Genomic DNA, 24,643 nt, shown 5'->3' on the forward strand with positions numbered 1-24,643 from the left:
CGGCTATTTCTCCACGTTGCCGGGCCCGCGGATCCCGAGGGCCCGGGTCGTCTCGGGGTTCACGAGCAGGACGAGCGCCGCGACGGCCACGACCGCGAGGGCGATCCCGGCCGGAATGGCCATACTGTCGGCCTGCAGCAGGTTGTAGGCCACCGGCAGCGCCATGAGCTGGGTGATGACGGCAGGGCCGCGGCTCCAGCTGCGACGGCCGAGCAGCCCGCGTGCGGCGAGCAGCGGCAGCAGCGCGAGTACGACCAGCGTGATCCCCCCGGTCACGGCCTGCTGCCGGTCGTCCGGCTCGCCCGTGAGGCCGAGGACCAGCATCCAGACTCCGCCGACGACCAGCGCGAGCCCCTCCAGTGCGGCCAGCAGCGCGGCGTACGTCAGACGCCGCGGGCGGGGGCCGGTGGTTTCCGGTACGGGGGTCTGCTCACTGCTCACCCCTGAAGAGTAGCCCTCGACGTACGCGCCCCCGGTGGCGAGGTTCACCCCTGGTCTCTTACCTGATCCCTACCTCGGTCTGGGCCCGGTACCCCCCAGTAGGTACGCTGCCAGACATGCGTGCACTTCTCGTGGTCAATCCGGCGGCAACCACCACCAGTGCGCGCACGCGCGACGTACTGATCCACGCGCTCGCCAGCGAGATGAAGCTGGAGGCGGTCACCACCGAGTACCGCGGCCACGCGCGCGACCTGGGCCGGCAGGCGGCGGACAGCGAGGACATCGACCTGGTGGTGGCCCTCGGCGGCGACGGCACGGTCAACGAAGTGGTCAACGGCCTTCTGCACGCCGGCCCCGCCCCGGGGCATCTCCCCGGCCTCGCCGTGGTCCCGGGCGGCTCCACCAATGTCTTCGCCCGTGCTCTCGGCCTGCCCAATGACGCCGTGGAGGCCACCGGCGCACTGCTGGACGCCCTGCGCGACGGCAGCGAACGCACCGTCGGCCTGGGCCTGGCCTCGGGTACGCCCGGCACGGAGGACGAGACGGTGCCGGCCCGCTGGTTCACCTTCAACGCGGGGCTCGGCTTCGACGCCGGTGTGGTCGGCCGGGTGGAACAGCACCGCGAGCGCGGCCGGAAATCCACACACGCTCTTTACGTACGCCAGGTCGTGCGCCAGCTCCTCGGTGAAGCCAACCGCCGGCACGGCATGATCACTCTGGAGCGGGCCGGCGAGGATCCGATCACCGATCTGGTGCTGTCCATAGTCTCGAACACCTCGCCCTGGACGTTTCTGGGGAATCGCCCGATCTACGCGGCGCCTAAGGCCTCGTTCGATACCGGCCTCGATCTCTTCGGTCTCAGCCGTCTGTCCACCGCGGCTGTTGCCCGTTATGGGACCCAGTTGCTCACTTCGTCCCCCGAGCGCGGCCCCCATGGCAAACACGCCACTTCCCTGCACGACTTGACCGAGTTCACCTTGCATTCCAAGGTGCCGCTCCCCCTCCAGATGGACGGTGACCACCTGGGCCTGCGAACGAGCGTGACGTTCACAGGCGTACGCCGTGCACTGCGTGTGATTGTGTGAGCAGAACTGGCTAAAGTCCTTTCACTCGAACGTTTAGGCCAGGATCCACCCCATGGAAGTACGGCTGTGACCTAGTCGACACCGAAGAATCAAAAAAAACTTTCCAGAAGGGGTTGTATCCGCCGCTGAGGTTTGCGAGTCTCTACGTGGCGATCGGGACGGCCCGCAAGACCGGCCTCCACTGATCACCAGAATCCCTCTTCAACTCACAGGACCCACGCCAGGGAACCTGGCTGTCGGCCCTTCACTTGTTGAGGGATTCGTGAAAGCGTTCACATTCACAAGCAAGCCCTGCACGTAATACCAAGGAGAGGTAGCAGCCATGGACTGGCGTCACAACGCCGTTTGCCGCGAGGAAGACCCCGAGCTCTTCTTCCCCATCGGCAACACCGGTCCTGCGCTGCTGCAGATCGAGGAAGCCAAGGCCGTCTGCCGTCGCTGCCCGGTGATGGAGCAGTGTCTGCAGTGGGCGCTCGAGTCCGGCCAGGACTCCGGCGTCTGGGGTGGTCTCAGCGAGGACGAGCGCCGTGCCATGAAGCGCCGCGCCGCCCGCAACCGGGCTCGTCAGGCCTCCGCCTGACAACCCACCCCTGCTGACAGCCTGAGCTTGGCGGCGCGTACAGCGAGTACGCATCTCCCGCCCCCGAGCCGCAGCGCGCAGTTCCCCCGATGCGCTTAGCAAAGCAGCAACGAGCTTTAAGCCCCGGGCCACCAAGTGGCCCGGGGCTCAATGCTGTTCAGATGGCCTTCGGCCGTGCGATACCTACTTCTGCGACGGCACCGGGATGTCGAGGATCACGCGGGTGCCGCGCTCCGGTGCCGGGACCATGTCGAAGGTGCCGCCCAACTCGCCCTCCACCAGGGTCCGTACGATCTGCAGGCCGAGGTTGCCCGCGGTGTGCGGATCGAAGCCCTCCGGCAGGCCGACGCCGTCGTCCTGGACGGTGACCAGCAGTCGCGCCTCCTTGGTGGTACCGCCGCGAACCGCCGACACCTCGACCGCGCCGGTGTCGCCCTCACGGAAGCCGTGCTCCAGGGCGTTCTGCAGAACCTCGGTCAGCACCATCGACAACGGCGTGGCGACCTCGGCGTCGAGAATGCCGAAGCGGCCGGTGCGCCGGCCCGTGACCTTGCCCGGGGAGATTTCCGCGACCATGGCCAGGACACGGTCGGCGATGTCGTCGAACTCGACGCGCTCGTCCAGGTTCTGAGAGAGCGTCTCGTGCACGATCGCAATCGAGCCGACGCGTCGCACCGCCTCTTCGAGGGCCTCGCGGCCGCGGTCGGACTCGATGCGCCGGGCCTGGAGTCGGAGCAGGGCCGCCACCGTCTGGAGGTTGTTCTTGACCCGGTGGTGGATCTCCCGGATCGTCGCGTCCTTGGTGATCAACTCGCGTTCGCGGCGGCGGAGTTCGGTGACGTCACGGAGCAGGACCAGCGAGCCGATGCGGGTGCCCTTGGGGCTGAGGGGGATCGCGCGGAACTGGATGACCCCGTCAGTGGCCTCGATCTCGAACTCGCGCGGCGCCCAGCCGCTGGCGACCTTGGCGAGCGCCTCGTCCACCGGGCCCCGGGTCGGGGCGAGTTCAGCGGTGGTCCTGCCCAGGTGCTGGCCGACGAGGTCGGAGGCGAGGCCGAGACGGTGGTAGGCGGAGAGGGCGTTCGGTGAGGCGTACTGGACGATGGCGTCGGCGTCGAGCCGGATCAGCCCGTCGCCCACGCGGGGCAAGGCATCCATGTCGAGCTGCTGGTTCGCGAACGGGAAGGAGCCGGCCGCGATCATCTGCGCGAGGTCGGAGGCGCTCTGCAGGTAGGTGAGCTCCAGACGGCTCGGGGTGCGCACGGTGAGGAGGTTGGTGTTGCGCGCGATGACGCCGAGGACGCGTCCCTCCCGCCGCACGGGGATCGACTCGACCCGGACGGGGACCTCTTCGCGCCACTCGGGGTCGCCCTCGCGCACGATGCGGCCCTCGTCGAGGGCGGCGTCCAGCATGGGGCGGCGGCCTCGCGGGACGAGGTGGCCCACCATGTCGTCCTGGTACGAGGTCGGGCCGGTGTTGGGCCGCATCTGGGCGACCGAGACGTACCGGGTGCCGTCGCTGGTGGGGACCCACAGGACCAGGTCGGCGAAGGAGAGGTCGGAGAGCAACTGCCACTCCGAGACCAGCAGGTGCAGCCACTCGAGATCGGTGTCGTCGAGGGCGGTGTGCTGGCGTACGAGTTCGTTCATGGAGGGCACGTGTGCGAGCGTACCCGGGGGTTTGTGCGGCTCTGAAATGTTCGGATCCCGTACGGGCCCGGAAACACCCGCGGGCCGCGGCGCCTGAGAGGGACCCTCAACCCTCCCGGCACCGCAGCCCGGAGCAGCATCGGCCGTGGGGTGTGCGGTCCCGGTCGGCCGAAGGATGAGGACCCGGGGCAGTCAGGGCAGAGAGCCTCGGTTCCTCGGTCCGTCCTCCTGTGCGGGGAAGACGGAGGCTTGTACGTGCTTCGCAAGCGCCCTCGTACGCATTGTGGACTAGACCACTAGGGGGTGTCCATGCGTTGGAGGCTGTTCGTTGTTGTTCTGTCTCCCGCGAATCGGACGTACTGACGTCCACCACGCAGCCTAACCCGTGTGGGTTCCTGTGCGGGGCCAGATGGTCATGGCAATTTTCGCGACCGCCTCCAGTTCCTCCCGGCTCGCCCCGTCCCGCGCCTGTTGTGACATGCCCTGGATCAACACTCCGACGTGACGGGCCAGGACGGCGGCGTCGATGCCCGGGGGCAGCACGCCGGCGGCGACATCGGCCCTGATGCGGCTCTCGAAGGCGGCGATGTTGGCGTTGCGGCGGTCCCGCAGCGACTGCTCGACCTCGGCGTCCGAGCAGTTCGTGGCGGCGTGGACGACGAGGCAGCCGTGCGGATGGCCGGATTCCGTGTACGCGGCGGCGGCCTCGCGCAGCGTGCGCTCGACGGCCGCCCGGGCGGTGGGTTCCTCGGCGAGGGCGCGGTCGGTGAACGAGCCGTGCCCCGTGCCGTATACGCGGACGACCTCCTCGAAGAGGGAGCGCTTGTCGCCGAAGGCCGCGTAGAGGCTGGGGGCGCCGATGTCCATGACGCGGGTGAGATCGGAGACGGACGTGGCCTCGTAGCCGTGCTCCCAGAAGGCCAGGAGGGCCTTCTCCAGCACGGTCTCGCGATCGAAGGAGCGGGGGCGGCCGCGAGGCCTGGCCTTGGCCTTGCCGTCTCCGGAGCCCTTGACCCCGCCCTCTCCGGAGTTCCTGGTCCCGCTCTCACCGGAGTCCTTGGCCCTGCTCTCTCCGGCGCTCTCCACCCTCCGGGCGTCCGCGGTTCCGTGCCTCTCGGCCCTCGCGGTCCCGTCGTCGTCGTTCACCATGGGGTGCATTTTATAGCGGACACTAGAGAAATGTCGGCGGACTGTGTACGGTCATTTCTGTATCGACCACTAGGAAATTACGAAGGGGGGCGCCACCATGGGCGTGCTCACGGGCAGGACGGCACTCGTCACGGGGGCGAGCAGGGGTATCGGGCGTGGCATCGCCGAGCGACTGGGGCGCGACGGCGCGCGGGTCGGGGTGCACTACGGCAGGAGCGAGACGGCGGCCAAGGAGACGGCCGCGGCGATCGAGGCAGCGGGCGGCTCGGCGTTCACGGTGGGCGTGGAGCTCGGAGTACCGGGCGACGCCGAAGCGCTGTGGGAGGAGTTCGACCGGCACGCGGACGGGCTCGACATCCTGGTGAACAACGCGGGGATCGGGAAGACGCGACCGATCGGGGAACTGGACGAGCGGGAGTACGACCGGGTCTTCGCGGTCAATGTGAAGGCGCCGTTCTTCATCCTCAAGCACGGCATGACGCGACTGCGGGACGGCGGCCGGGTCGTCAACATCTCGTCGGGCCTGGCCCGGACGGCGGCGATGCCGGACAACGTGGCGTACGCGATGACGAAGGGCGCCTTGGACGTCCTCTCACGGGACCTGTCCAAGGTGCTGGGCCCTCGGGGCATCACGGTGAACTCGGTGGCGCCGGGGCTCATCGACACGGACAACACGGCCGAGCTGCTCCACGGAAGCGCCGACAGTTGGGCGAAGGCCGCGGCGATATCGGCCCTGGGCGGAGTGGGCGAACCCGCCGAGGTCGCCGACGTGGTGGCGTTCCTGGCCTCGGACGGGGGCCGGTGGGTGACGGGGAGCTGGGTGGATGTGACAGGGGGTTCGCTCACGTAGACGAGGCCGGGCTCAGGCGACGGTGATCAGGACCGAGGTCACTCCCCCGGCGCCCGTGAGTCCCCCGTGGTTCAGCGCGTCTCCGTCACCTTCGCCAGGGCGCGCGGCGCGTCCGGGTCCTGGCCGCGGGCGATGGTGACCTCATAGGCGAGGAGTTGGAGGGGGATGATCTCCAGGACGGGCTGAACCTCTTCGGCCACACCGTCCGTCGGCAGGACGAAGCCGGCCGTCGCCTGCTCGACCTGATGCCCCGGGCCGATGACGACCAGGTCGGCGCCACGGCCGCGCAGCCGGTCGAGGACGGGCTGGAGCGCTTCGCCACCCCTGCCGTCGGTGACCACGGCGATGACCGGGGAGACGTTGTCGACCATGGCGAGCGGGCCGTGCAGCAGATCGGCGCCGGAGTAGGAGAGGGCGGGGATGTAGCTGGTCTCCATCAGCTTGAGGGCGGCCTCCTTGGCCGTGGGGTAGCCGTAGCCGCGTGAGGTGATCACCATGCGCTCGGCGAAGCGGTAGCGGGCGGCGAGGGCGCGCACCTCGTCCTGCCGGGCGAGCAGTTGCTCGGCGAGGTCCGGCAGGGCGTGCGCGGGCGCGCCGTCGCCGCCGCGCAGGCCCTCGACAAACAGGTAGAGCGCGAGGAGGGAGGCGGTGTAGGTCTTGGTCGCGGGGAGCGCCTTCTCCGGTCCCGCCATGATGTCGATGTGGTACTCGGAGACGTCGGCGAGCGGTGAGTCGGGGTTGTTGGTGACGGCCAGGGTGATCGCGCCGGCCTCGCGGGCGGCCCGGGTCGAGGCGACCAGGTCCGGAGAGCCGCCGGACTGGCTGACGGTGACGACGAGGACGTCCGTGAGGTCGGGCCGGGCGCCGTAGGCCGTGGTGGTGGACATCGAGGTGAGTCCGCAGGGCAGGCCGAGGCGGATCTCCAGAAGATACTTGGCGTAGAGGGCGGCGTTGTCGGACGTGCCGCGGGCGGTCAGCAGGACGAAGCGGGGGGCGCGGGCGGCGATCCGCCCGGCCACGTCCCGGACGGCGGGGGCGCCGTCGGCCAGGATCCGGCGCAGGACGGCGGGCTGCTCCGCCATCTCCCGGGCCATGGTCCGGCCCGGAAGCTCACTGAGGGGTTCCGGTGTGGCGGCGGCGGTCATGGCGGGTCCTTCCGTGGCGCGGGCGGCTGCAGCTCCCATTCCACTCCCCCGGGCCGGAGAACGCCCCCGCGGGACCGGCACTGTTCACCTGGTGGAGGCCTGGTGGATGCCTGGTCGGCGCAGTCGTGCCGCCGGTTCGGGAGCGAGGGCGTACACCCTGGGAGCGGCGGCCCCGCTCTGTTAGATTGGTCTAAACCACACTCCCCTCGGGGGTCCAGTCCCAGTCGAGCACTCCTCTCAGATCGGCAGGCCCAGCGTGGAAGTTGTCATCGTTCCGGACGCCAAGGCGGGCGGCGAGCTCATCGCCGAGGCCATGGCCCAGCTGCTCCGGCGCAAGCCCGACGCGCTGCTCGGCGTGGCCACGGGCTCGACGCCGCTGCCCGTGTACGAGGCGCTGGCGGCCAAGGCGCGCTCCGGTGCCGTGGACGTCGCGGGGGCGCGGATCGCGCAGCTCGACGAGTACGTGGGACTGCCCGCCGACCATCCGGAGTCGTACCGCTCGGTGCTGCGGCGTGAGGTGCTGGAGCCGCTGGGGATCGGGATGGGCCGGTTCACGGGCCCGGACGGTGCGGCCGAGGACGTGCAGGGCGCGTGCGAGGCGTACGACAAGGTGCTCTCGGACGCCGGGGGTGTGGACCTTCAGTTGCTCGGGATCGGGACCGACGGGCACATAGGGTTCAACGAGCCGTGCTCGTCGCTGGCGTCGCGGACCCGCATCAAGACGCTGACCCAGCAGACCCGGATCGACAACGCGCGGTTCTTCGACGGCGATATCGACCAGGTGCCGCACCACGTGATCACGCAGGGCATCGGCACCATCCTGGGGGCCCGGCACCTGGTGCTGCTCGCCACCGGCGAGGGCAAGGCGGACGCGGTCGCGGCGACGGTGGAGGGGCCGGTCGCCGCGGTGTGCCCCGCGTCCGCGCTCCAGCTCCACCCGCACGCGACCGTCGTCGTCGACGAGGCCGCCGCGTCGAAGCTGAAGCTCGCGGACTACTTCCGGCACACGTACGTCAACAAGCCGGAGTGGCAGGGGATCTAGGGCCGGCCCTTCAGAGTCCCTGTCGCCGGAGTCCCTCTCGTTCGGATCACGCCGCAGACGCGGGGGCCTCGGCTTCCAGTACGTCGTCCTCGGCCGGCTCGTCCTGGGCGCGCAGGCCGGCCACCCAGAGCGGCATCAGCCAGTGGACGACGAGGACGGCGATGAGCAGGGGCGCGGCGTAGGCCTTCGGGGCGTCGCCTGCGACGCCGCCCGTGATCAACAAGGCAACCGCCACCGCTGCCAGGAGCAGGGTCGTCATGCGGTGGGCGCGGGCCAGGACGCGGCTGCGCTCCGCCGACTGCCTCTCGTCCAGGACGTGTTCGCGCAGTTCCAGCAGGCCCCTGGTGGCGCCGTTGATGACGCCGGTCGCGACCATCCAGGGAAACAGCAGCACGGCCATCACGGCGACGGGCCCCAGCGGCTCGCCCTGTGCGAGGAAGAAGTGGGTCATCAGTCCGCCGATGGCCACGGTGAGGGTGATGTGCGCCGCGACGGCCAGACGCCGGCGTGCCGCCGTGGCGTACCAGGCCTGGCCCCGGCGGTCGTTCATCAGCCGCAGCATGCTTCGGTCGTACCGGGTCAGGCGTGTCGTCGTCATGGCTGGTTCCTCCCGTAGACCTCGTCCGTGAGCGGGCGGAACGGTTCGAGGGAGAACACGGCCTCGACCGGCAGGCCGAAGAACTTCGAGATCTTCAGCGCCAGGTCGAGGCTCGGGTTGTACTGCCCTCGCTCGATGTAGCCGATGGTCTGGTAGTGGGCTCCCACTGCCTCGGCCAGGCTCTGGCGCGACACCTTCCGTTCGGCGCGCACCATGGCCAACCTGTTGTGCACCTGCTCGCTCATGTATAAGAAGTACTACATTCGAATGCAGCCTTACAACCCCGTGATCCCGGCGAGCCCGGTGATCACCTCGGCTGCCGCCCGGCCGCAGACGCGGGCCGCGCCATGGGTGGCGATGTGCAGGGCGCCGCGCGGGGCGGCCTGGGGGACGCCCATCTCGACCACGACGGTGTCGGGGCGGGCCGCCAGCAGGGTGTCGAGGGCGGAGGCCATCCAGGGGTGGCGGTGTTCGTCGCGGACGACGGCGACGATGCGGCGCGGACCGGCCGCCTCGAGGGCCGCCCGTCCGGCGCTCGCCCCGCTCTCGTCGCTCTTGCCGTTCTGGGCGGAGAAACTGCCGGTCACGGTGCCCGGCAGGAGGTGGAGGAGTTCCGCGGCGACGCCCCACGGGGTCTCGTCGCCGACCGCGATGTTGGCGACGGGAGTGAGGGCGGCGACGTAGGGCGGTTCGGTGAGGGGCTTGAAGCTCTCCGGGCGCTCCAGACCCGGGGCGACGGTGACCGTGAGGGCGCGGCGGGCGGCCCGCAGGCCGATTTCGCCGCCGTGCGCGTCCTCGGGCGAGGGGGCTGCCGTGCCCGTCCAGCGGGCCAGTGCCCGGACCCGGCCCGCGGCGTCGGCGAGGCGTTCCTCCGGGAGTTCGCCCGCGCGTACCGCCGCGACCAGGGCGTCGCGCAGCCGCAGTACGGTCGCGTCGTCGGCCAGGCCGCCGCCCACGCAGATCGCGTCGGCGCCGGCGGCGACGGCGAGGACACTGCCGCGTTCGATGCCGTAGGTGCCGGCGATGGCCCGCATCTCCATGCCGTCGGTGACGATGAGGCCGTCGTAGCCGAGTTCGCCGCGCAGCAGGCCGGTCAGGATGCGCCGGGAGAGCGTGGCGGGGAGGTCGGGGTCCAGGGCGGGGACCAGGATGTGGGCGCTCATCACGGCCCGGGTGCCGGCGGCGATGGCCGCCCGGAACGGGGCCAGTTCGCGCTCGGTGAGGACGTCCGCGGGGACGTCGATGCGCGGGAGGGAGTGGTGGGAGTCGACGGCCGTGTCGCCGTGGCCGGGAAAGTGCTTGGTGCAGGCGGCGACTCCGGCGGACTGCAGGCCCGACACATAGGCCGCGGTGTGCCGGGCGGCCAGATCGGTGTCGGCGCCGAAGGAGCGGACACCGATCACCGGGTTGGACGGGTTGGAGTTCACATCGGCGGAGGGGGCCCAGTTGAGGTTCACGCCGCAGGAGGCGAGGCGGCGGCCCAGTTCGTGGGCGACCGCTCGGGTCAGCTCGACGTCGTCGACCGCGCCGAGCGCGTGGTTGCCCGGGAAGGAGGAGCCGGACCGCACCTCCAGGCGGGTCACGTCACCGCCTTCCTCGTCGATCGCGACCAGGACGTCGTCGCGCTCGGCCCGCAGCTGCGCGGTGAGCGCGGCCAGTTGGCCGGGCGAGGCGATGTTGCGGCCGAACAGGCCGACGGAGGCGAGGCCCTCGCCGAGCCGGCGCAGCAGCCAGTCGGGGGCGGTGGTGCCGGTGAAGCCGGGCTGGAGAACCGTCAGGGCGTCACGCGTGAGCGTGTCGGCACCGCTGGCGAGTGTCGTCATCGGGTGGGGTCATCCCTTCACGGCGCCCGCGGTCAGGCCCGCGGCCATCTTGCGCTGGACGAGGAGGAAGAGGGCGACGATGGGCACGGCCATCATCGTGGCGCCGGCCATCATCGGGGCGTATTCGGTGCCGTGCTTGGTGGTGAAATTGCCGAGCCAGACGGTCGCGGTCTGGTTCTTCTGACTGAGCAGCATCAGGGCGTAGAGGTACTCGTTCCACGCCTGGATGAAGCCGTAGACCGAGGTGGCGACCATGCCGGGGGCCAGGAGCGGGAAGACGACCCGGAGGAAGGCGCCGGTGCGGGAGCAGCCGTCGACCATGGCCGCCTCCTCCAGTTCCTTCGGGATGTTGACGATGAAGCCGCGCAGCGTCCACACCGTGAACGGGAGGATGAAGGTCAGGTACGTGATGATGAGGCCGGTCAGCCGGTCGTACTGGCCCAGGTCGTTGAGCAGCAGGAACACCGGGATGATCATGGCGACCAGCGGCACCATCTGGACCGCCAGGATGCCCACGATCACGATCTTCCGGCCGCGGAAGGCGAACCGGGAGATGGCGAGCGCGGCCAGCAGCCCGACGACCATGCCGATGACGACGACCGCCAGCGACACCATCAGGCTGCGGCCCACCGGGCCCCAGAAGTCGGCGATGTCCAGCGCCCGGCCGAAGTTGGCGAAGGTGATGCCGGTGGGCAGCAGGCTCGGGTCCGGGTCGATGGCGTCCTTGGCGGGCTTGAACGCCGTGTTGAGCATCCAGTAGAGCGGGAAGCCGGCGACGACGAAGACCAGGAGGCCGAGGAGGTTCCAGCCGAGCCGCGACCTACGGCGGCCGGCTCCGGCGAGTGTGCTCATTCGACCTCTCCGATCTTCAGCATCTGCCGCATGTAGACGGCGACCACCCCGAGCAGCAGCAGGACGGTGATCAGCGCGATGGCCGAGCCCTGCGCGTAGTCGTTGACCACGAACGCCCGGTCGTAGGAGTAGGTGTTGAGGACCTGGAACTCCGGCTCGGGGTGGCCGTTGCGCATGACGAACACCTGCGGGAAGACGCCCATGTCCCAGATGACCGACAGCGTCGTGAGCATCACGATGATCGGCTTGAGGACGGGCAGGGTGACATAGCGGAAGACGCCCCAGGAGCCGGCGCCGTCCAGGCGGGCCGCCTCCTCCAGTTCCTTCGGGACCTGGGTGAGCCCGGCGCTGAGCGTGATCACCACGAACGGCACGGCTCCCCACACCACCAGCAGCATGATCACGGCCAGGCCCTGGGGCCCACTGGCGAACCAGTTGTGGCCGATCATGTCGACGCCGGGCAGCTTGCTGAGCAGCGCGTTGAAGACGCCGTAGTCCGAGTCGAAGAGCCATTTGAAGACCGTGGTCGCCACGATCACCGGCATGCCCCAGCTCGCCACCAGCACGATGTTGATGAGCACCTTCAGCCAGCCGGAGACCCGCTGGAGCAGCAGGGCGAGCGCCATGCCGATCACCATCGTGAAGACGACGGCCCCGGCCGCGAAGACGATGGTGCGCAGGACGACGGCCCAGAACTCGCCGTCGCCCAGCACCCTGGCGAAGTTGTCGAACCCGACCGACTCGGCCGGCTGGAAGCCCCACAGCTGGGACTGCCCGAACTTCTGGAAGGACAGCGTGACCAGCCGGGCCAGCGGATAGCCCATGACCAGAGCGAGGATCAGAAGGCAGGGCGCGAGCAGCAGCCAGGGGGCCGTGGCCCCGCCCGACGGCCGCTTCACCCGTGGCAGATCGTCGGCAGGGGGTGGCGGTGCCTGCCGCGGTGGCGGCACCTTGGCGGGGGTGGTGGTGTCTGCGGCACTCATCGCGTGCTCCTCGGCGCTCCCTCAGCTCTGGCGACGGCGGGGCTCCGCCCGGTGAGGGAGCCCCGCCCGTAGGTCACTTGGTGTTGATGACCTTGTCGATCGCGGCGTCCGCGTCCTTGGCAGCGGCCTCGACCGACTTCTTGCCGGTGCCGATGCTCTGCAGCATGGTCTGCAGGATCTGCGCCTTCTCGACCTGGCCCCAGCCGGGGGCCATCGGGACGAACCAGTTGGACTCGGCCGCGGTGGCGGGAACCGCCGTCGCCGGGTCGTTCTTCAGCGTCGCGAGGTCGGTCTTGTTGTTGGGCAGATTGCCCTTGGCCATCAGGCTCTTCTGCCCGGAGGAGCCGGTGTACGCGTTGATCCACTCGGCGGCCAGGTCCTGCGCGTCGGACTTCACCGGCACGGCGAGGTCGGAGCCGCCCAGGAAGACGGGCATGTTCTTGCCGGACGGGCCGGGCATCACGAAGTTCTCGAGGTTGCCCTTGAGCTTGCCGGTCTTGTCGTTCTTGGGATCCTCGGCGGTCGCGCCCTCCCAGGCGGCGGCGAAGATCATGGCGGACTTGCCCTGGCCGTAGACGATGTAACGGTCGGACTCGTCCTTGGTCTTGTCGCCGTGCATGTACCTGTCGACGACGTTCTTGAACTCCTTGAGGCCCTTGAGGGACTCGGGCGAGGAGAGAGAGGCCTTCCACTGGCCGCCCGACTCGGTGGCGATGGCGCCGCCGGCGTCGTAGACGAAGGACATGGCCGCGTACCAGTCGCGGGTCGGCTGGTACCAGGCGTTGTACTTGCCGCCCTCCTTCTTCTGGATCTTGTCCAGGGCGGTGGTCAGTCCCTTGTAGGTCTTCGGGGGCGTCTTCACCCCGACCGAAGCCGCGATGTCCTTGCGCCAGTTGGCGACGCGGCCGCCGGCGTAGTACGGGACGCCGTAGGTCTTGTCCTCGTAGGTGACCGAGGCCTTCAGGCCGTCCAGCCAGGCGTCGGAGTTGTCGAACTTCGCCGGGTCAAGGGGGGCGAAGGCGCCCTTGACCATGTAGCCGAGCATCTCGGTGTTGCCCATCTCGACCACGTCGGGGGCCTTGTCGGTGGCGAGGACGGCGTCGAGCTTGGCGTTCTTGTCGGGCCAGCCGTAGTACTCGTGGTTGATCTTGAGGCCGGGGTGCTTCTTCTGCACCGCGGCGTCGGCGGCCTTCACCAGCTGCGGCCAGTTGTTCTGGGCGTCGACGGTGAGCCAGACGGTCAGCTCCTTGGCGTCCGCGCCGCCCTTGTCCGAACCACCGCCCTCGCCCCCGCACGCCGCGATGGAGACCATCATGCCCGCGATACCGATCGCGGATATCAGCTTGCGCTTCACGCCACCCTCCTCAGGGATGCCCACAACCCCCCTGGCTCCCCGCAGTGAACGTGGGGCCGGGCCTGGACCATTGGTGTAGACCAGTAGGGAGGAGCTTGGCCCGGACCAGGAGGCCTGTCAAGAGTCCCGATAAGGCTCTGACCAGCCGTTATGCGACCTACATATGCAGGGTCCTTTAAGTAATAAGCCAGCGAAAAGCCGACTGCACACGCCATACTTCGGGTAGACCACTGGATGTGGTGGACTAGACCAAAAGCGGCGCCGACGGTATACAAGTGGGATCGTGTCGGCGGACCGAGCCGGGAAGGCGGAGCATGAGCACCGACGTCAGCAGTGCGGAGAACGAGAACGGGGCGCCCGTCCGTACCGCACGCGTGCCCAAGTACTACCGCCTGAAGAAGCACCTGCTCGACATGACGGACACGCAGGCGCCCGGCACGCCGGTCCCGCCCGAGCGCACGCTGGCCGCGGAGTTCGACACCTCGCGCACGACCGTGCGCCAGGCGCTGCAGGAGCTGGTCGTCGAGGGCCGTCTGGAGCGCATCCAGGGCAAGGGCACGTTCGTCGCCAAGCCGAAGGTCTCCCAGGCGCTGCAACTGACCTCGTACACCGAGGACATGCGCGCCCAGGGCCTCGAACCCACCTCGCAGCTCCTGGACATCGGCTACATCACCGCCGACGACCGCCTGGCCGGCCTGCTCGACATCGCGCCCGGCGGACGCGTGCTGCGCATCGAGCGGCTGCGCATGGCCAACGGCGAGCCGATGGCCATCGAGACCACCCATCTCTCCGCCAAGCGCTTCCCGGCGCTGCGGCGGTCGCTGGTGAAGTACACGTCCCTGTACACCGCGCTCGCCGAGGTCTACGACGTCCACCTCGCGGAGGCCGAGGAGACCATCGAGACCTCGCTGGCCACCCCGCGCGAGGCCGGCCTGCTCGGCACGGACGTCGGCCTGCCGATGCTGATGCTGTCCCGGCACTCGCTGGACCGGGAGGGGCAGCCGGTGGAGTGGGTGCGGTCGGTGTACCGGGGGGACCGGTACAAGTTCGTGGCACGACTGAAGCGGCCTGTCGAGTAGCGCACGCCGCGGACCACTGGTGGGCCCGGGTTTCTATTGGGTACCGCATTGCGGACGAGGGGTTCCGTTCCCGCCGCACCCTGACCTAGATTGCCTGCGCATTACACAGGTGATCACTGAGGGGACGGAGCCGCTTGATGTCGCAAGCCCCAGAAGCCAGTAGAGGGCCGGTGGTGACGCCGATGCGTGTCGTCATCGCCCTCTGCCTCGTAGCGCCCTTCGTGGCCATGCTGTGGGTCGGCTCCTACGCCAAGACCGACCCGGCCTTCATCGGCATCCCGTTCTTCTACTGGTACCAGATGGCGTGGGTGCTCATCTCCACCGCGCTGACGATGACCGCGTACAAGCTGTGGCAGCGTGACCAGCGCGCCCGTAAGGAAGGTGCGCGGTGAAGGACGGCGTGAACGGCGTCGCGCTCGCCGTCTTCATCTTCTTCTTCCTGCTCGTCACGGTCATGGGCTTCCTGGCCTCACGGTGGCGCAAGGCCGAGAACGAGAACAGCCTCGACGAGTGGGGCCTGGGCGGCCGGTCGTTCGGCACCTGGGTCACGTGGTTCCTGCTCGGCGGCGACCTGTACACGGCGTACACCTTCGTGGCCGTACCGGCGGCGATCTACGCGGCGGGCGCGGCCGGCTTCTTCGCGGTGCCGTACACGATCCTGGTCTACCCGCTGATCTTCACCTTCCTCCCCCGCCTGTGGTCGGTCTCCCACAAGCACGGGTACGTGACGACGTCCGACTTCGTGCGCGGCCGCTTCGGCTCCAAGGGCCTGTCGCTGGCCGTGGCCGTCACCGGCATCCTCGCGACGATGCCGTACATCGCGCTCCAGCTCGTCGGCATCCAGGCCGTGCTGGACGTGATGGGCGTCGGCGGCGGCGAGGACACCAACTGGTTCATCAAGGACCTGCCGCTGCTGATCGCGTTCGGCGTGCTGGCGGCCTACACGTACTCCTCGGGCCTGCGTGCCCCCGCCCTGATCGCCTTCGTCAAGGACACCCTGATCTACATCGTCATCGCGGTGGCGATCATCTACATCCCGATCAAACTGGGCGGCTTCGACGAGATCTTCGCCAAGGCGGGCGACGCGTACAGCCAGACCAACCCGGCGACGGGAGCGCCGCGCGGTGCGCTGGTACCGCCGGAGGCGGGGCAGTGGACGTACGCCACGCTGGCGCTGGGCTCGGCGCTCGCGCTGTTCATGTACCCGCACTCGATCACGGCGACGCTGTCCTCGCGCAGCCGTGAGGTGATCCGCCGCAACACCACGATCCTGCCGCTGTACTCGCTGATGCTGGGTCTGCTCGCGCTGCTCGGCTTCATGGCGATCGCGGCCGGGATCAAGGTGCAGAACGGGCAACTGGCGATCCCGCAGCTGTTCGAGACGATGTTCCCGGACTGGTTCGCCGGCGTGGCCTTCGCGGCGATCGGCATCGGGGCGCTCGTGCCGGCGGCCATCATGTCCATCGCGGCCGCGAACCTCTTCACCCGCAACATCTACAAGGACTTCCTCAAGCCGGACGCCACGCCGGAGCAGGAGACCAAGGTCTCCAAGCTGGTCTCCCTGCTGGTGAAGGTGGGCGCGCTGGCCTTCGTCCTCACCATGGACAAGACCGTCGCCATCAACTTCCAGCTGCTGGGCGGCATCTGGATCCTGCAGACCTTCCCGGCCCTGGTCGGCGGCCTGTTCACCCGCTGGTTCCACCGCTGGGCGCTGCTCGCGGGCTGGGCGGTCGGCATGATCTACGGCACGGCCGCCGCGTACGGGGTCGCCTCGCCGACCCAGAAGCACTTCGGCGGCTCCTCGAAGGAGATCCCCGGCATCGGTGAGATCGGCTACATCGGCCTCACGGCGTTCGTCCTGAACGTGGTGGTGACCGTGGTCCTCACCTTCGCCCTGAAGGCCCTCAAGGCCCCCGACGGCATCGACGAGACCAAGCCGGAGGACTACACGGCCGACGCGGGCGACCCGGGGGTCCAGGTCGAGCTCCCGCCCGCCACCGCGGGCTCCGCCCACTAGAACCGACCGGGAACGCACGCCCGCAGCGGGCCGCCGGTGATCGACCACACCGGCGGCCCGCTGTCGTGCACACTCACGCCATGGACACCCTGATCCGGCGAGTGAAACCCACCGAGTACGGTCCCCTCGGCGAGATAACGGCCCATGCCTACCTCGCCGACGGCCTCCTCGACTTCGGCGAGAGCGACGAGTACCTCCACGAACTGCGGGACGTCGCCAAACGGGCGGCCGCGGCCGACGTCCTGGTCGCCGTCGAGAACGACGCCCTCCTCGGCGGCGTCACCTTCGTACCGTCCGGCGGCCCCATGGCCGACATAGCCGGCCCTGGAGAGGCCGAGATACGGATGCTCGCCGTCGCGCACGCCGCCCGCGGCCGCGGCACGGGCGAGGCCCTCGTGGGCGCCTGCGTCGACCGGGCACGGGCCACGCCCGGCTGTCTCCGCGTCGTGCTGTCGACCCAGGGCACCATGCGCGCGGCCCACCGCATCTACGAGCGCCTGGGTTTCACCCGCACTCCCGAGCGCGACTGGAACCCGCTCCCGCACCTGGACGACATCACTCTCCTCACTTATCAGTTGACACTCTGAAACCAGCACGACACAACATCTGGGGGTGTCACCCGAACCCAGCACAAGATGTATGCTCGTGCTCGCTGTCGCCGCAGGGGAATCCGGTGCGAATCCGGAACTGTCCCGCAACGGTGTACTTGTGCGTATCCGCCCTCAAGGCGGAGCGCACACGCTTCAGTCCGAGGACCTGCCGACAGCGCACCCGGCCGTCCGGCCGGGATGCCCTGACGTCCGGGCCTCGTGGAATGGGCCGGTGGACGCGACGCCGTGTGCGCTCGTGTGCTGCCCCCTGCCCTGTGCGAGGCCCCTTGCCGAGCGAGGGAGAGCCCCACGTGACCATCGCGCCAGCCGAACCGGTCTCAGCTGCCGAAGAAGAGCACGACGGTCCCGGTGCCGCGCTGCTGCGGACCCTGACCGAGCTGACCGCCGATCTCCCCGACGCCGACCCCGGCCGGGTCGCCGCCGCCGCGTTGCGCGGCCGGTCCGCGCGGGCGGACGAGACGGAGCTGCGCGAGCTCGCGACGGAGGCGGCCGCCGGCCTCATCTCCGAGGACCCCGCCTACTCCCGGCTGGCCGCGCGCCTGCTGACGATCGGCATCCGCGCCGAGGCCGCCTCGCAGGGCGTCACGTCCTTCACCGAGTCCGTCGCGGTCGGCCACCGGGAGGGCCTGATCGCCGACCGGACCGCCGAGTTCGTGCGCCTGCACGCCGCCCGGCTCGACGCGCTGATCGACCGGGCCGCCGACGACCGCTTCGGCTACTTCGGCCTGCGGACGCTGCACAGCCGCTACCTGCTCCGCCACCCGATCACCCGCAAGGTCGTCGAGACGCCCCAGCACTTCATGCTGCGCGTCGCCGCCGGCCTCGCCGAGGACGACACGGCACAGTCCGTCGACGAGGTCGCCGCGCTCTACGGGCTCATGAGCCGCCTCGACTACCTCCCCTCCTCCCCCACCCTCTTCAACTCCGGCACGCGGCACCCCCAGATGTCGTCCTGCTACCTCCTCGACTCCCCCAAGGACGAGCTGGACTCGATCTACGACCGGTACCACCAGGTGGCGCGGCTCTCGAAGCACGCGGGCGGCATCGGTCTTTCGTACTCCCGTATCCGTGCGCGCGGTTCGCTGATCCGCGGCACCAACGGCCACTCCAACGGCATCGTCCCGTTCCTGAAGACCCTCGACGCCTCGGTCGCCGCCGTGAACCAGGGCGGCCGCCGCAAGGGCGCGGCCGCGGTCTACCTGGAGACCTGGCACTCCGACATCGAGGAGTTCCTGGAACTGCGCGACAACACCGGCGAGGACGCCCGCCGTACGCACAACCTGAACCTCGCGCACTGGGTGCCGGACGAGTTCATGCGACGGGTGAACGCCGACGGGCCGTGGTCGCTGTTCTCCCCTTCGGACGTGCCCGAGCTGGTCGACCTGTACGGCGAGGAGTTCGACGCCGCGTACCGGGCGGCCGAGGCGAAGGGCCTGGCGAGGAAGACCCTGCCCGCCCGTGAGCTGTACGGCCGCATGATGCGCGCCCTCGCGCAGACCGGCAACGGCTGGATGACCTTCAAGGACGCCGCCAACCGCACCGCCAACCAGACGGCCGAGCCCGGCCACGTCGTCCACTCCTCCAACCTCTGCACGGAGATCCTGGAGGTCACCGACGACGGGGAGACGGCGGTCTGCAACCTGGGGTCGGTCAACCTCGGCGCCTTCGTCGACCAGACCCGCGGGGACATCGACTGGGAGCGGCTGGACGAGACCGTCCGTACGGCCGTGACCTTCCTCGACCGTGTCGTGGACATCAACTTCTACCCGACCGAGCAGGCGGGCCGCTCCAACGCCCGGTGGCGTCCGGTCGGCCTCGGGGCCATGGGCCTGCAGGACGTCTTCTTCAAGCTGCGCCTGCCCTTCGACTCGCCCGAGGCCAAGGCGCTCTCCACCCGGATCGCCGAGCGCGTCATGCTCGCGGCGTACGAGGCCTCCGCCGACCTGGCCGAGCGCAGCGGCCCGCTGCCGGCCTGGGAGAAGACCCGTACGGCCAGGGGCGTGCTGCACCCCGACCACTACGACGTGGAGCTGACCTGGCCCGAGCGCTGGGCGGCCCTGCGTGAGCGCGTCGCCGCGACCGGCATGCGCAACTCCCTGCTCCTCGCCATCGCGCCCACGGCCACCATCGCCTCCATCGCGGGCGTGTACGAGTGCATCGAGCCGCAGGTCTCCAACCTGTTCAAGCGCGAGACGCTGTCGGGTGAGTTCCTCCAGGTCAACTCCTACCTGGTGGACGAGCTCAAGCGGCTCGGTGTGTGGGACGCCCGCAGCCGGGAGGCGCTGCGCGAGGCGAACGGCTCGGTGCAGGAGTTCGCCTGGATCCCCGCGGACGTACGGGCGCTCTACCGCACGGCGTGGGAGGTCCCGCAGCGCGGCCTGATCGACATGGCGGCGGCCAGGACCCCGTTCCTGGACCAGTCCCAGTCCCTGAACCTCTTCATGGAGACGCCGACCATCGGCAAGCTCTCCTCGATGTACGCGTACGCCTGGAAGGCCGGGCTGAAGACGACGTACTACCTGCGCTCGCGCCCGGCGACCCGCATCGCCCGCGCCGCACAGGCCCAGGCACAGCCTGAGAAGACCATCCCCGTGCAGCCGACGGCGGACCCCGACGCGGTCGCCTGCTCCCTGGAAAACCCCGAGTCCTGCGAGGCCTGCCAGTAATGACCACCCAGAACCTTCTCGACCCCGGCTTCGAGCTCACCCTGCGTCCCATGCGCTACCCGGACTTCTACGAGCGCTACCGGGACGCCATCAAGAACACCTGGACCGTGGAGGAGGTCGACCTCCACTCGGACGTCGCCGACCTCGCCAAGCTGTCCCCCGAGGAGCAGCACCTGATCGGCCGTCTGGTCGCCTTCTTCGCGACGGGCGACTCGATCGTCGCGAACAACCTGGTGCTGACGCTGTACAAGCACATCAACTCCCCCGAGGCGCGGCTGTACCTGTCCCGCCAGCTGTTCGAGGAGGCCGTGCACGTCCAGTTCTATCTGACGCTGCTCGACACCTATCTCCCCGACCCGGCGGACCGCGCCGCCGCGTTCGACGCCGTGGAGAACATCCCCTCCATCCGCGAGAAGGCCGGGTTCTGCTTCAAGTGGATGGACTCGGTGGAGAAGCTGGACCGGCTGGAGACCCAGTCCGACCGCCGCCGCTTCCTGCTGAACCTGATCTGCTTCGCCGCGTGCATCGAGGGCCTGTTCTTCTACGGTGCCTTCGCCTACGTCTACTGGTTCCGCAGCCGGGGCCTGCTGCACGGCCTGGCCACCGGCACCAACTGGGTGTTCCGCGACGAGACGATGCACATGTCCTTCGCCTTCGAGGTGGTCGACACCGTCCGCAAGGAGGAGCCGGAGCTGTTCGACGACCAGCTCGAGCAGCAGGTCACGGACATGCTGCGGGAGGCCGTCGAGGCCGAGCTGCAGTTCGCGCGCGACCTGTGCGGTGACGGCCTCCCGGGCATGAACACCGAGTCGATGCGGCAGTACCTGGAGTGCGTCGCCGACCAGCGGCTCAGCCGGCTCGGCTTCGCTCCGGTGTACGGCTCCGAGAACCCCTTCTCCTTCATGGAGCTCCAGGGGGTTCAGGAGCTGACCAACTTCTTCGAGCGGCGCCCCTCGGCGTACCAGGTGGCGGTGGAGGGCACCGTCGACCTGGACGAGGACTTCTGAGCCCGCTCGCTCTCCCTGGCCTCCTGGGCCTCCCTGATCTGACGGTCGACGCGCTTGTCGCGCACGATGCCGATCACTGACGGGAGGACCAGGAGGACCAGCGTCCCGAGTACGAAGATCATTGCGATGAGGGTCTGTGCCTGGTTCGTTTCCATGGACACCACTGTCGCGCCGATGACTCCTTACCGTCAGTGGCAGTACTGCCGTAGACCCTCGAATTACTGCCACAGGCGAGGCACACTGGAGACATGCTCCAGAACGTGGCCGTCGTCCTGCTCGACGGCGTGAACCCTTTCGAACTCGGTGTGGTGTGCGAGGTCTTCGGCACCGACCGCAGCGACGACGGCCTGCCGGTCTACGATTTCGCGGTCGCCTCGGCCGAGGGCCCGGCGCTGCGCATGAACTCGGGCGTCTCACTACAGGTCGAGCACGGCTTGGAGCGGCTGGAGACGGCCGATCTGATCGCGGTGCCGGCCGGGCACAGCTACGCCTCCCGTGAGTTCCCGCCGGAGCTGCTGGACGCCCTGCGACGCGGGGTCGACCGCGGCGCCCGGGTGCTCAGCGTCTGCTCCGGCGCCTTCGTGCTGGCCGCGGCCGGACTGCTGGACGACCGCCGCTGCGCCGTGCACTGGAAGCACGCGCGGGACCTCGCCCGGCAGTACCCCCGGGCGGTCGTGGAGCCGGACGTGCTCTACGTCGACGAGGACCCGGTGATCACCTCCGCCGGCACGGCCGCCGGGATCGACGCCTGCCTTCACCTGGTGCGCAAGGAGCAGGGCACCGAGGTCGCCAACAAGATCGCCCGGCGGATGGTGGTGCCGCCGCACCGTGACGGCGGCCAGGCCCAGTACATCGAGCGCCCGCTGCCGCACTCCGAGGGCGACACGATCGGCGACGTGCTGGCGTGGATGGAACGCCACCTCGACGAGGAGGTCACCGTCGAGCAGCTGGCCGCCCACGCCCACATGTCCCCGCGCACCTTCGCCCGCCGCTTCCAGCAGGAGACCGGGACGACTCCCTACCGCTGGGTCCTGCGCCAGCGGCTGCTGGAGGCCCAGCGTCTGCTGGAGGCGACGGACGAGACGATGGACGCGATCGCCGGCCGAACGGGGTTCGGCAACGCGGCCACGCTGCGCCATCACTTCGTCCGGGCGGTGGGCACCACGCCGAACGCCTACCGGCGCACGTTCAGGGGCCCCGAAGCGGCCTGACGATCACCGTCTGTCACCTCGGCACCGGCCGCAGCAGCAGGTCGTGCGGCCGGAGCGTGATGCCGACGCGCGTGGCGTCGTTCGAACCGGCCACCTGCTCGAAGCGGTACCTGGCGGCCAGCGCCGCCGTGATCAGCGTCAGCTGGGCCATCGAGAAGTGGTCGCTCGGGCACTTGCGGTTGCCCGTGCTGAACGGGCTCATGGCGTGCTTCGGGATGTCCTTGACCCGGTCCGGCAGCCAGCGATCGGGGTCGAACTCCAGGTTCCGCTCGTACGACTTCGCGTCGCGCTGGATCGCGTACGGGCTGTAGACGATGTCCGCCCCGGCCGGAATCCGGTATCCGCCGAGTTCCGTGTCCCGCACCGCCCGGCGCGTCAGAATCCAGACGGCTGGGCGCAAACGCAGGGCCTCGACGACGACATTGTTGGTGTGCCTGAGTCCCCGGACGTCCTCGAATGCCACCGGCCTCCCGCCGGTGACGGCTTCTACTTCGTCCCGCACCCGGTCCGCCTGTTCAGGGTGTTCCGCGAGCATATGCAACAGCCACATGATCGTGGAGGCGACGGTTTCGCTGCCGGGGGTGAGGATCGCGACGACCTGATCGTGGATCTCCTGTTCCCCGATGGGGTCACCATTCTCGTCCTTCGCCTCCAGCAATGCCGTCAGCAAATCGTCCGGCTTTTGACCGGATGCCCGGCGCTCGGCGACGATCTCGTCGACCAGGAGATGCAAATCGGCCAATGCCCGGTTGAATTCGCGGTTGGCCGGGAGCGGCAGCCTGTAGAGCGGCCCGAGCGGGACCACCATCCGCCGGTACATCCCGCGGAAGACGGTGGCGAGCGCGACGCACAGCCGCTCCGCCCGCTCGTCCATGGAGGCGCCGCGCAGCAGACAGCGGGCCGCGATGCGCACGGCCACCCGGAAGGACTCGGAGGTGCAGTCGACGGTCTCGCCGGGCTTCCAGCGCTCGGTCAGCGCGTGCGCCTCCTCCTCCATGATCGGACCGTAGGCGGGGATGGCGTCGAGCCGGAAGGCGGGCTGGATGGTGCGCCGCTGGCGCCGGTGCCGCGGCCCGTTCGCCGTGGCCACGCCCTCCTTGCCGAGCAGGCCCTCCAGGGACTCCCAGAGCGGCCCGGCGATGATGAAGTCGTTGCTCAGCGCCAGCGCGCCGGTGAGCTCCGGGGTGGTGACGGCGTACACGGTCTTCGGCCCGAGCTTCAGGCGGACCACGTCACCGTCGTCACGCAGCCGGGACATGAACGCCAGCGGGTCGCGCACGAGCTTCCAGCCGTGACCGAGGCCGGGGACACCGCCGCCCGCCCGGGGCGGCTCACGCAGATCCGGAGCGAGGGCTTCGGGCTGCACGGACTCGACGGTCATTTCTCACCTGCCGCTTCGTTGTTGACGTACGGGGGCGTGGACCGGTCGTCCCAGCTGTCGACCATGTACCGGCCGGACTCGTGGTGGAACCAGTAGACGGAACTGAACCAGTTGCGCATATTGCTCAGACAGGCCCGCACGGCGGCGCTCAGTTCCTTTCCCCGCACGGTGCCGTCGGCGAGGTCGTCGGCGAACCGTAATGCTTCCTGTTCGATGTCGATGAATTCGGTTATGCAATTCTCGACACGGTTCCTGAGGTCAACGACCGCCTGTTCCAGAGTCAGCCCCTCATGGGTGATGAGACTGATTCCGAGATTATGCACCTCGTCGCCCGCTATTTCCTTGGGAAGGGAGCAGAGGTCGTTGTACCAGGCGGCGAATTCCTGACTCAGCAGCGCCGCCCGACGGTATGCCGGGTGTTTCCGAACGGGGTCGGGTATTTCGCATCCCGCGGCCGACTCCAGGAGATCCGTCCATATCCAGTGAGCGAAGGTGAGCCGGCGCAGCCGGAGATACTCGTCGACCGTGGGCACGATTCCGTGGGTGCGGTTGTGGAACTCCCGGTCGTATGCGTCGACCACCGCGTGGAAGTGCCGGGCGAACCGGAGGTTCCATGTCCTCGGCAGGAACGCGTACAGCCGCAGGACGCTGTCCGCGAACCCGGCGACCAGTGGGTCCTCGTGGTGCAGGTGCGCCCCGGGGAAGTCGAGGGCCGTGTGCAGCCGGTCCCGCAGCCGCCGCCAGGCGACCGGACGGCCGTGCACGATGTCGCGGTCGTGCCGGTCGTCCCAGACGAAGAACCAGGCGCTGTAGTCCGCGATCGCCTGGAGGACCTCGTCGGAGGCACCGATGTAGTACCCGGCCATGAGGTCGGTGTAGCAAAGTCCGTCGGCATATTCCTCCACCTTGTCCGCGGGCATGAGCCGCTTTTCGAGCAGCCAGGCCCGGGTCTTCTCCTGGCACTTCGGCCAATACGGGTGGAGCTGCCGGGGAAACGTCGCCTCGATCACCGGGAGAGAGAGCGACGGTGGAACTGCGATGGTGGTCGGTGTCGATGTGGTGCCGTGTGACAAAGCATGCACGAACTAACCCCTCTCAGCCGCCGGTTGGCGCGGGCGC

At 69.3% G+C, this 24,643-nt stretch carries 23 protein-coding genes and 1 riboswitch; of the genes, 11 read left to right on the forward strand and 12 right to left on the reverse strand.

The annotated features are described in order from the left end of the window. Positions 1 to 3: 3 nt before the first annotated feature. Positions 4 to 441 carry a hypothetical protein gene (locus ACZ58V_RS02470; RefSeq protein ID WP_468187958.1) on the reverse strand — a complete coding sequence of 146 codons (438 nt, stop codon included), beginning with the start codon at positions 439 to 441 and terminating at the stop codon, positions 4 to 6. 116 nt (positions 442 to 557) lie between these two features. Here ACZ58V_RS02470 and ACZ58V_RS02475 point away from each other — a divergent pair, with 116 nt between their 5' ends. Continuing rightward, positions 558 to 1,526 (forward strand): diacylglycerol/lipid kinase family protein, encoded by a 969-nt coding sequence (locus ACZ58V_RS02475; RefSeq protein ID WP_468187956.1) that lies wholly within the window; start codon positions 558 to 560, stop codon positions 1,524 to 1,526. Positions 1,527 to 1,848: 322 nt separating this feature from the next. Beyond that, a complete protein-coding gene (locus ACZ58V_RS02480; protein ID WP_016639615.1) occupies positions 1,849 to 2,106 on the forward strand; it encodes a WhiB family transcriptional regulator in 258 nt (85 codons plus the stop codon). Between the two features lie 183 nt (positions 2,107 to 2,289). On the opposite strand, the gene ACZ58V_RS02485 is transcribed toward ACZ58V_RS02480, so the two are convergent. Together ACZ58V_RS02485 and ACZ58V_RS02490 are read right to left on the reverse strand one after the other, a co-directional pair. Further along, positions 2,290 to 3,756, reverse strand: a complete 1,467-nt coding sequence (locus tag ACZ58V_RS02485) for a sensor histidine kinase (protein WP_471288725.1) — start codon at positions 3,754 to 3,756, stop codon at positions 2,290 to 2,292. A 378-nt stretch (positions 3,757 to 4,134) separates the two neighbouring features. Further along, positions 4,135 to 4,905: a TetR/AcrR family transcriptional regulator gene (locus ACZ58V_RS02490; RefSeq protein WP_471287958.1), complete on the reverse strand. Its 771-nt coding sequence runs from the start codon at positions 4,903 to 4,905 to the stop codon at positions 4,135 to 4,137. A gap of 97 nt (positions 4,906 to 5,002) precedes the next feature. Between ACZ58V_RS02490 and ACZ58V_RS02495 the strand changes: the two genes are divergently transcribed. After that, positions 5,003 to 5,755, forward strand: coding sequence for an SDR family oxidoreductase (locus ACZ58V_RS02495; RefSeq protein ID WP_468187951.1), 753 nt, complete (start codon positions 5,003 to 5,005; stop codon positions 5,753 to 5,755). Between the two features lie 71 nt (positions 5,756 to 5,826). Here ACZ58V_RS02495 and ACZ58V_RS02500 read toward each other — a convergent pair whose 3' ends face one another. After that, positions 5,827 to 6,900, reverse strand: coding sequence for an SIS domain-containing protein (locus tag ACZ58V_RS02500; RefSeq protein ID WP_471287962.1), 1,074 nt, complete (start codon positions 6,898 to 6,900; stop codon positions 5,827 to 5,829). A 256-nt stretch (positions 6,901 to 7,156) separates the two neighbouring features. On the opposite strand from ACZ58V_RS02500, the gene nagB reads away from it, so the two are divergent. Next, positions 7,157 to 7,942 (forward strand): glucosamine-6-phosphate deaminase, encoded by a 786-nt coding sequence (gene nagB, locus ACZ58V_RS02505; protein ID WP_471287963.1) that lies wholly within the window; start codon positions 7,157 to 7,159, stop codon positions 7,940 to 7,942. A 46-nt stretch (positions 7,943 to 7,988) separates the two neighbouring features. On the opposite strand, the gene ACZ58V_RS02510 is transcribed toward nagB, so the two are convergent. From ACZ58V_RS02510 to ACZ58V_RS02535, 6 genes are all read right to left on the reverse strand, one after another. Beyond that, positions 7,989 to 8,540: a hypothetical protein gene (locus ACZ58V_RS02510; protein ID WP_471287965.1), complete on the reverse strand. Its 552-nt coding sequence runs from the start codon at positions 8,538 to 8,540 to the stop codon at positions 7,989 to 7,991. Next, positions 8,537 to 8,785: a helix-turn-helix transcriptional regulator gene (locus ACZ58V_RS02515; RefSeq protein WP_184590604.1), complete on the reverse strand. Its 249-nt coding sequence runs from the start codon at positions 8,783 to 8,785 to the stop codon at positions 8,537 to 8,539. The genes ACZ58V_RS02510 and ACZ58V_RS02515 overlap by 4 nt, the downstream gene beginning before the upstream one ends. A gap of 30 nt (positions 8,786 to 8,815) precedes the next feature. Next, a complete protein-coding gene (locus ACZ58V_RS02520) occupies positions 8,816 to 10,363 on the reverse strand; it encodes a glycoside hydrolase family 3 protein (protein WP_471287967.1) in 1,548 nt (515 codons plus the stop codon). A 9-nt stretch (positions 10,364 to 10,372) separates the two neighbouring features. After that, positions 10,373 to 11,215: a carbohydrate ABC transporter permease gene (locus ACZ58V_RS02525; RefSeq protein WP_471287969.1), complete on the reverse strand. Its 843-nt coding sequence runs from the start codon at positions 11,213 to 11,215 to the stop codon at positions 10,373 to 10,375. Further along, complete coding sequence (locus ACZ58V_RS02530) at positions 11,212 to 12,198, reverse strand: carbohydrate ABC transporter permease (RefSeq protein WP_468187939.1); 987 nt, start codon at positions 12,196 to 12,198, stop codon at positions 11,212 to 11,214. The genes ACZ58V_RS02525 and ACZ58V_RS02530 overlap by 4 nt, the downstream gene beginning before the upstream one ends. Positions 12,199 to 12,271: 73 nt before the next feature. After that, positions 12,272 to 13,552, reverse strand: coding sequence for an extracellular solute-binding protein (locus ACZ58V_RS02535; protein WP_471287970.1), 1,281 nt, complete (start codon positions 13,550 to 13,552; stop codon positions 12,272 to 12,274). 314 nt (positions 13,553 to 13,866) lie between these two features. On the opposite strand from ACZ58V_RS02535, the gene ACZ58V_RS02540 reads away from it, so the two are divergent. The 7 genes from ACZ58V_RS02540 (at position 13,867) to ACZ58V_RS02570 (ending at position 22,143) form a co-directional block, all read left to right on the forward strand. After that, positions 13,867 to 14,631, forward strand: coding sequence for a GntR family transcriptional regulator (locus ACZ58V_RS02540; RefSeq protein ID WP_215118602.1), 765 nt, complete (start codon positions 13,867 to 13,869; stop codon positions 14,629 to 14,631). A 137-nt stretch (positions 14,632 to 14,768) separates the two neighbouring features. Then, positions 14,769 to 15,023 carry a DUF3311 domain-containing protein gene (locus ACZ58V_RS02545; protein ID WP_382835897.1) on the forward strand — a complete coding sequence of 85 codons (255 nt, stop codon included), beginning with the start codon at positions 14,769 to 14,771 and terminating at the stop codon, positions 15,021 to 15,023. Then, positions 15,020 to 16,648: a monocarboxylate uptake permease MctP gene (gene mctP / locus ACZ58V_RS02550; RefSeq protein WP_471287972.1), complete on the forward strand. Its 1,629-nt coding sequence runs from the start codon at positions 15,020 to 15,022 to the stop codon at positions 16,646 to 16,648. Before ACZ58V_RS02545 ends, mctP begins: the two co-directional genes overlap by 4 nt. An 80-nt stretch (positions 16,649 to 16,728) precedes the next feature. Beyond that, positions 16,729 to 17,235, forward strand: coding sequence for a GNAT family N-acetyltransferase (locus ACZ58V_RS02555; RefSeq protein ID WP_471287973.1), 507 nt, complete (start codon positions 16,729 to 16,731; stop codon positions 17,233 to 17,235). Positions 17,236 to 17,287: 52 nt separating this feature from the next. Beyond that, positions 17,288 to 17,426: riboswitch (cobalamin riboswitch) on the forward strand. Between the two features lie 123 nt (positions 17,427 to 17,549). Beyond that, positions 17,550 to 19,925 carry a ribonucleoside-diphosphate reductase subunit alpha gene (locus tag ACZ58V_RS02560; RefSeq protein WP_468187930.1) on the forward strand — a complete coding sequence of 792 codons (2,376 nt, stop codon included), beginning with the start codon at positions 17,550 to 17,552 and terminating at the stop codon, positions 19,923 to 19,925. After that, positions 19,925 to 20,932 carry a ribonucleotide-diphosphate reductase subunit beta gene (locus tag ACZ58V_RS02565; RefSeq protein WP_468187928.1) on the forward strand — a complete coding sequence of 336 codons (1,008 nt, stop codon included), beginning with the start codon at positions 19,925 to 19,927 and terminating at the stop codon, positions 20,930 to 20,932. Before ACZ58V_RS02560 ends, ACZ58V_RS02565 begins: the two co-directional genes overlap by 1 nt. Positions 20,933 to 21,180: 248 nt before the next feature. Continuing rightward, complete coding sequence (locus ACZ58V_RS02570; protein ID WP_468187926.1) at positions 21,181 to 22,143, forward strand: GlxA family transcriptional regulator; 963 nt, start codon at positions 21,181 to 21,183, stop codon at positions 22,141 to 22,143. 13 nt (positions 22,144 to 22,156) lie between these two features. Here ACZ58V_RS02570 and ACZ58V_RS02575 read toward each other — a convergent pair whose 3' ends face one another. Beyond that, positions 22,157 to 23,524, reverse strand: a complete 1,368-nt coding sequence (locus tag ACZ58V_RS02575; protein ID WP_471287975.1) for a bifunctional albaflavenone monooxygenase/terpene synthase — start codon at positions 23,522 to 23,524, stop codon at positions 22,157 to 22,159. Beyond that, the gene (gene cyc1 / locus ACZ58V_RS02580) at positions 23,521 to 24,606 is read right to left on the reverse strand and encodes an epi-isozizaene synthase (RefSeq protein WP_471287976.1); all 1,086 of its coding nucleotides are present in this window, start codon (positions 24,604 to 24,606) and stop codon (positions 23,521 to 23,523) included. The genes ACZ58V_RS02575 and cyc1 overlap by 4 nt, the downstream gene beginning before the upstream one ends. Positions 24,607 to 24,643 lie beyond the last annotated feature (37 nt).

It is taken from the genome of Streptomyces sp. NPDC040589, from assembly GCF_055594445.1.

Bases quoted from the DNA above. Each gene is read 5' to 3' on its own strand.
- ACZ58V_RS02475 (WP_468187956.1), top strand. From the start codon at position 558: ATGCGTGCACTTCTCGTGGTCAATCCGGCGGCAACCACCACCAGTGCG.
- ACZ58V_RS02480 (WP_016639615.1), top strand. From the start codon at position 1,849: ATGGACTGGCGTCACAACGCCGTTTGCCGCGAGGAAGACCCCGAGCTC.
- ACZ58V_RS02485 (WP_471288725.1), bottom strand. From the start codon at position 3,756: ATGAACGAACTCGTACGCCAGCACACCGCCCTCGACGACACCGATCTC.
- ACZ58V_RS02490 (WP_471287958.1), bottom strand. From the start codon at position 4,905: ATGGTGAACGACGACGACGGGACCGCGAGGGCCGAGAGGCACGGAACC.
- ACZ58V_RS02495 (WP_468187951.1), top strand. From the start codon at position 5,003: ATGGGCGTGCTCACGGGCAGGACGGCACTCGTCACGGGGGCGAGCAGG.
- ACZ58V_RS02500 (WP_471287962.1), bottom strand. From the start codon at position 6,900: ATGACCGCCGCCGCCACACCGGAACCCCTCAGTGAGCTTCCGGGCCGG.
- ACZ58V_RS02510 (WP_471287965.1), bottom strand. From the start codon at position 8,540: ATGACGACGACACGCCTGACCCGGTACGACCGAAGCATGCTGCGGCTG.
- ACZ58V_RS02515 (WP_184590604.1), bottom strand. From the start codon at position 8,785: ATGAGCGAGCAGGTGCACAACAGGTTGGCCATGGTGCGCGCCGAACGG.
- ACZ58V_RS02520 (WP_471287967.1), bottom strand. From the start codon at position 10,363: ATGACGACACTCGCCAGCGGTGCCGACACGCTCACGCGTGACGCCCTG.
- ACZ58V_RS02525 (WP_471287969.1), bottom strand. From the start codon at position 11,215: ATGAGCACACTCGCCGGAGCCGGCCGCCGTAGGTCGCGGCTCGGCTGG.
- ACZ58V_RS02530 (WP_468187939.1), bottom strand. From the start codon at position 12,198: ATGAGTGCCGCAGACACCACCACCCCCGCCAAGGTGCCGCCACCGCGG.
- ACZ58V_RS02540 (WP_215118602.1), top strand. From the start codon at position 13,867: ATGAGCACCGACGTCAGCAGTGCGGAGAACGAGAACGGGGCGCCCGTC.
- ACZ58V_RS02545 (WP_382835897.1), top strand. From the start codon at position 14,769: ATGTCGCAAGCCCCAGAAGCCAGTAGAGGGCCGGTGGTGACGCCGATG.
- ACZ58V_RS02555 (WP_471287973.1), top strand. From the start codon at position 16,729: ATGGACACCCTGATCCGGCGAGTGAAACCCACCGAGTACGGTCCCCTC.
- ACZ58V_RS02565 (WP_468187928.1), top strand. From the start codon at position 19,925: ATGACCACCCAGAACCTTCTCGACCCCGGCTTCGAGCTCACCCTGCGT.
- ACZ58V_RS02570 (WP_468187926.1), top strand. From the start codon at position 21,181: ATGCTCCAGAACGTGGCCGTCGTCCTGCTCGACGGCGTGAACCCTTTC.
- ACZ58V_RS02575 (WP_471287975.1), bottom strand. From the start codon at position 23,524: ATGACCGTCGAGTCCGTGCAGCCCGAAGCCCTCGCTCCGGATCTGCGT.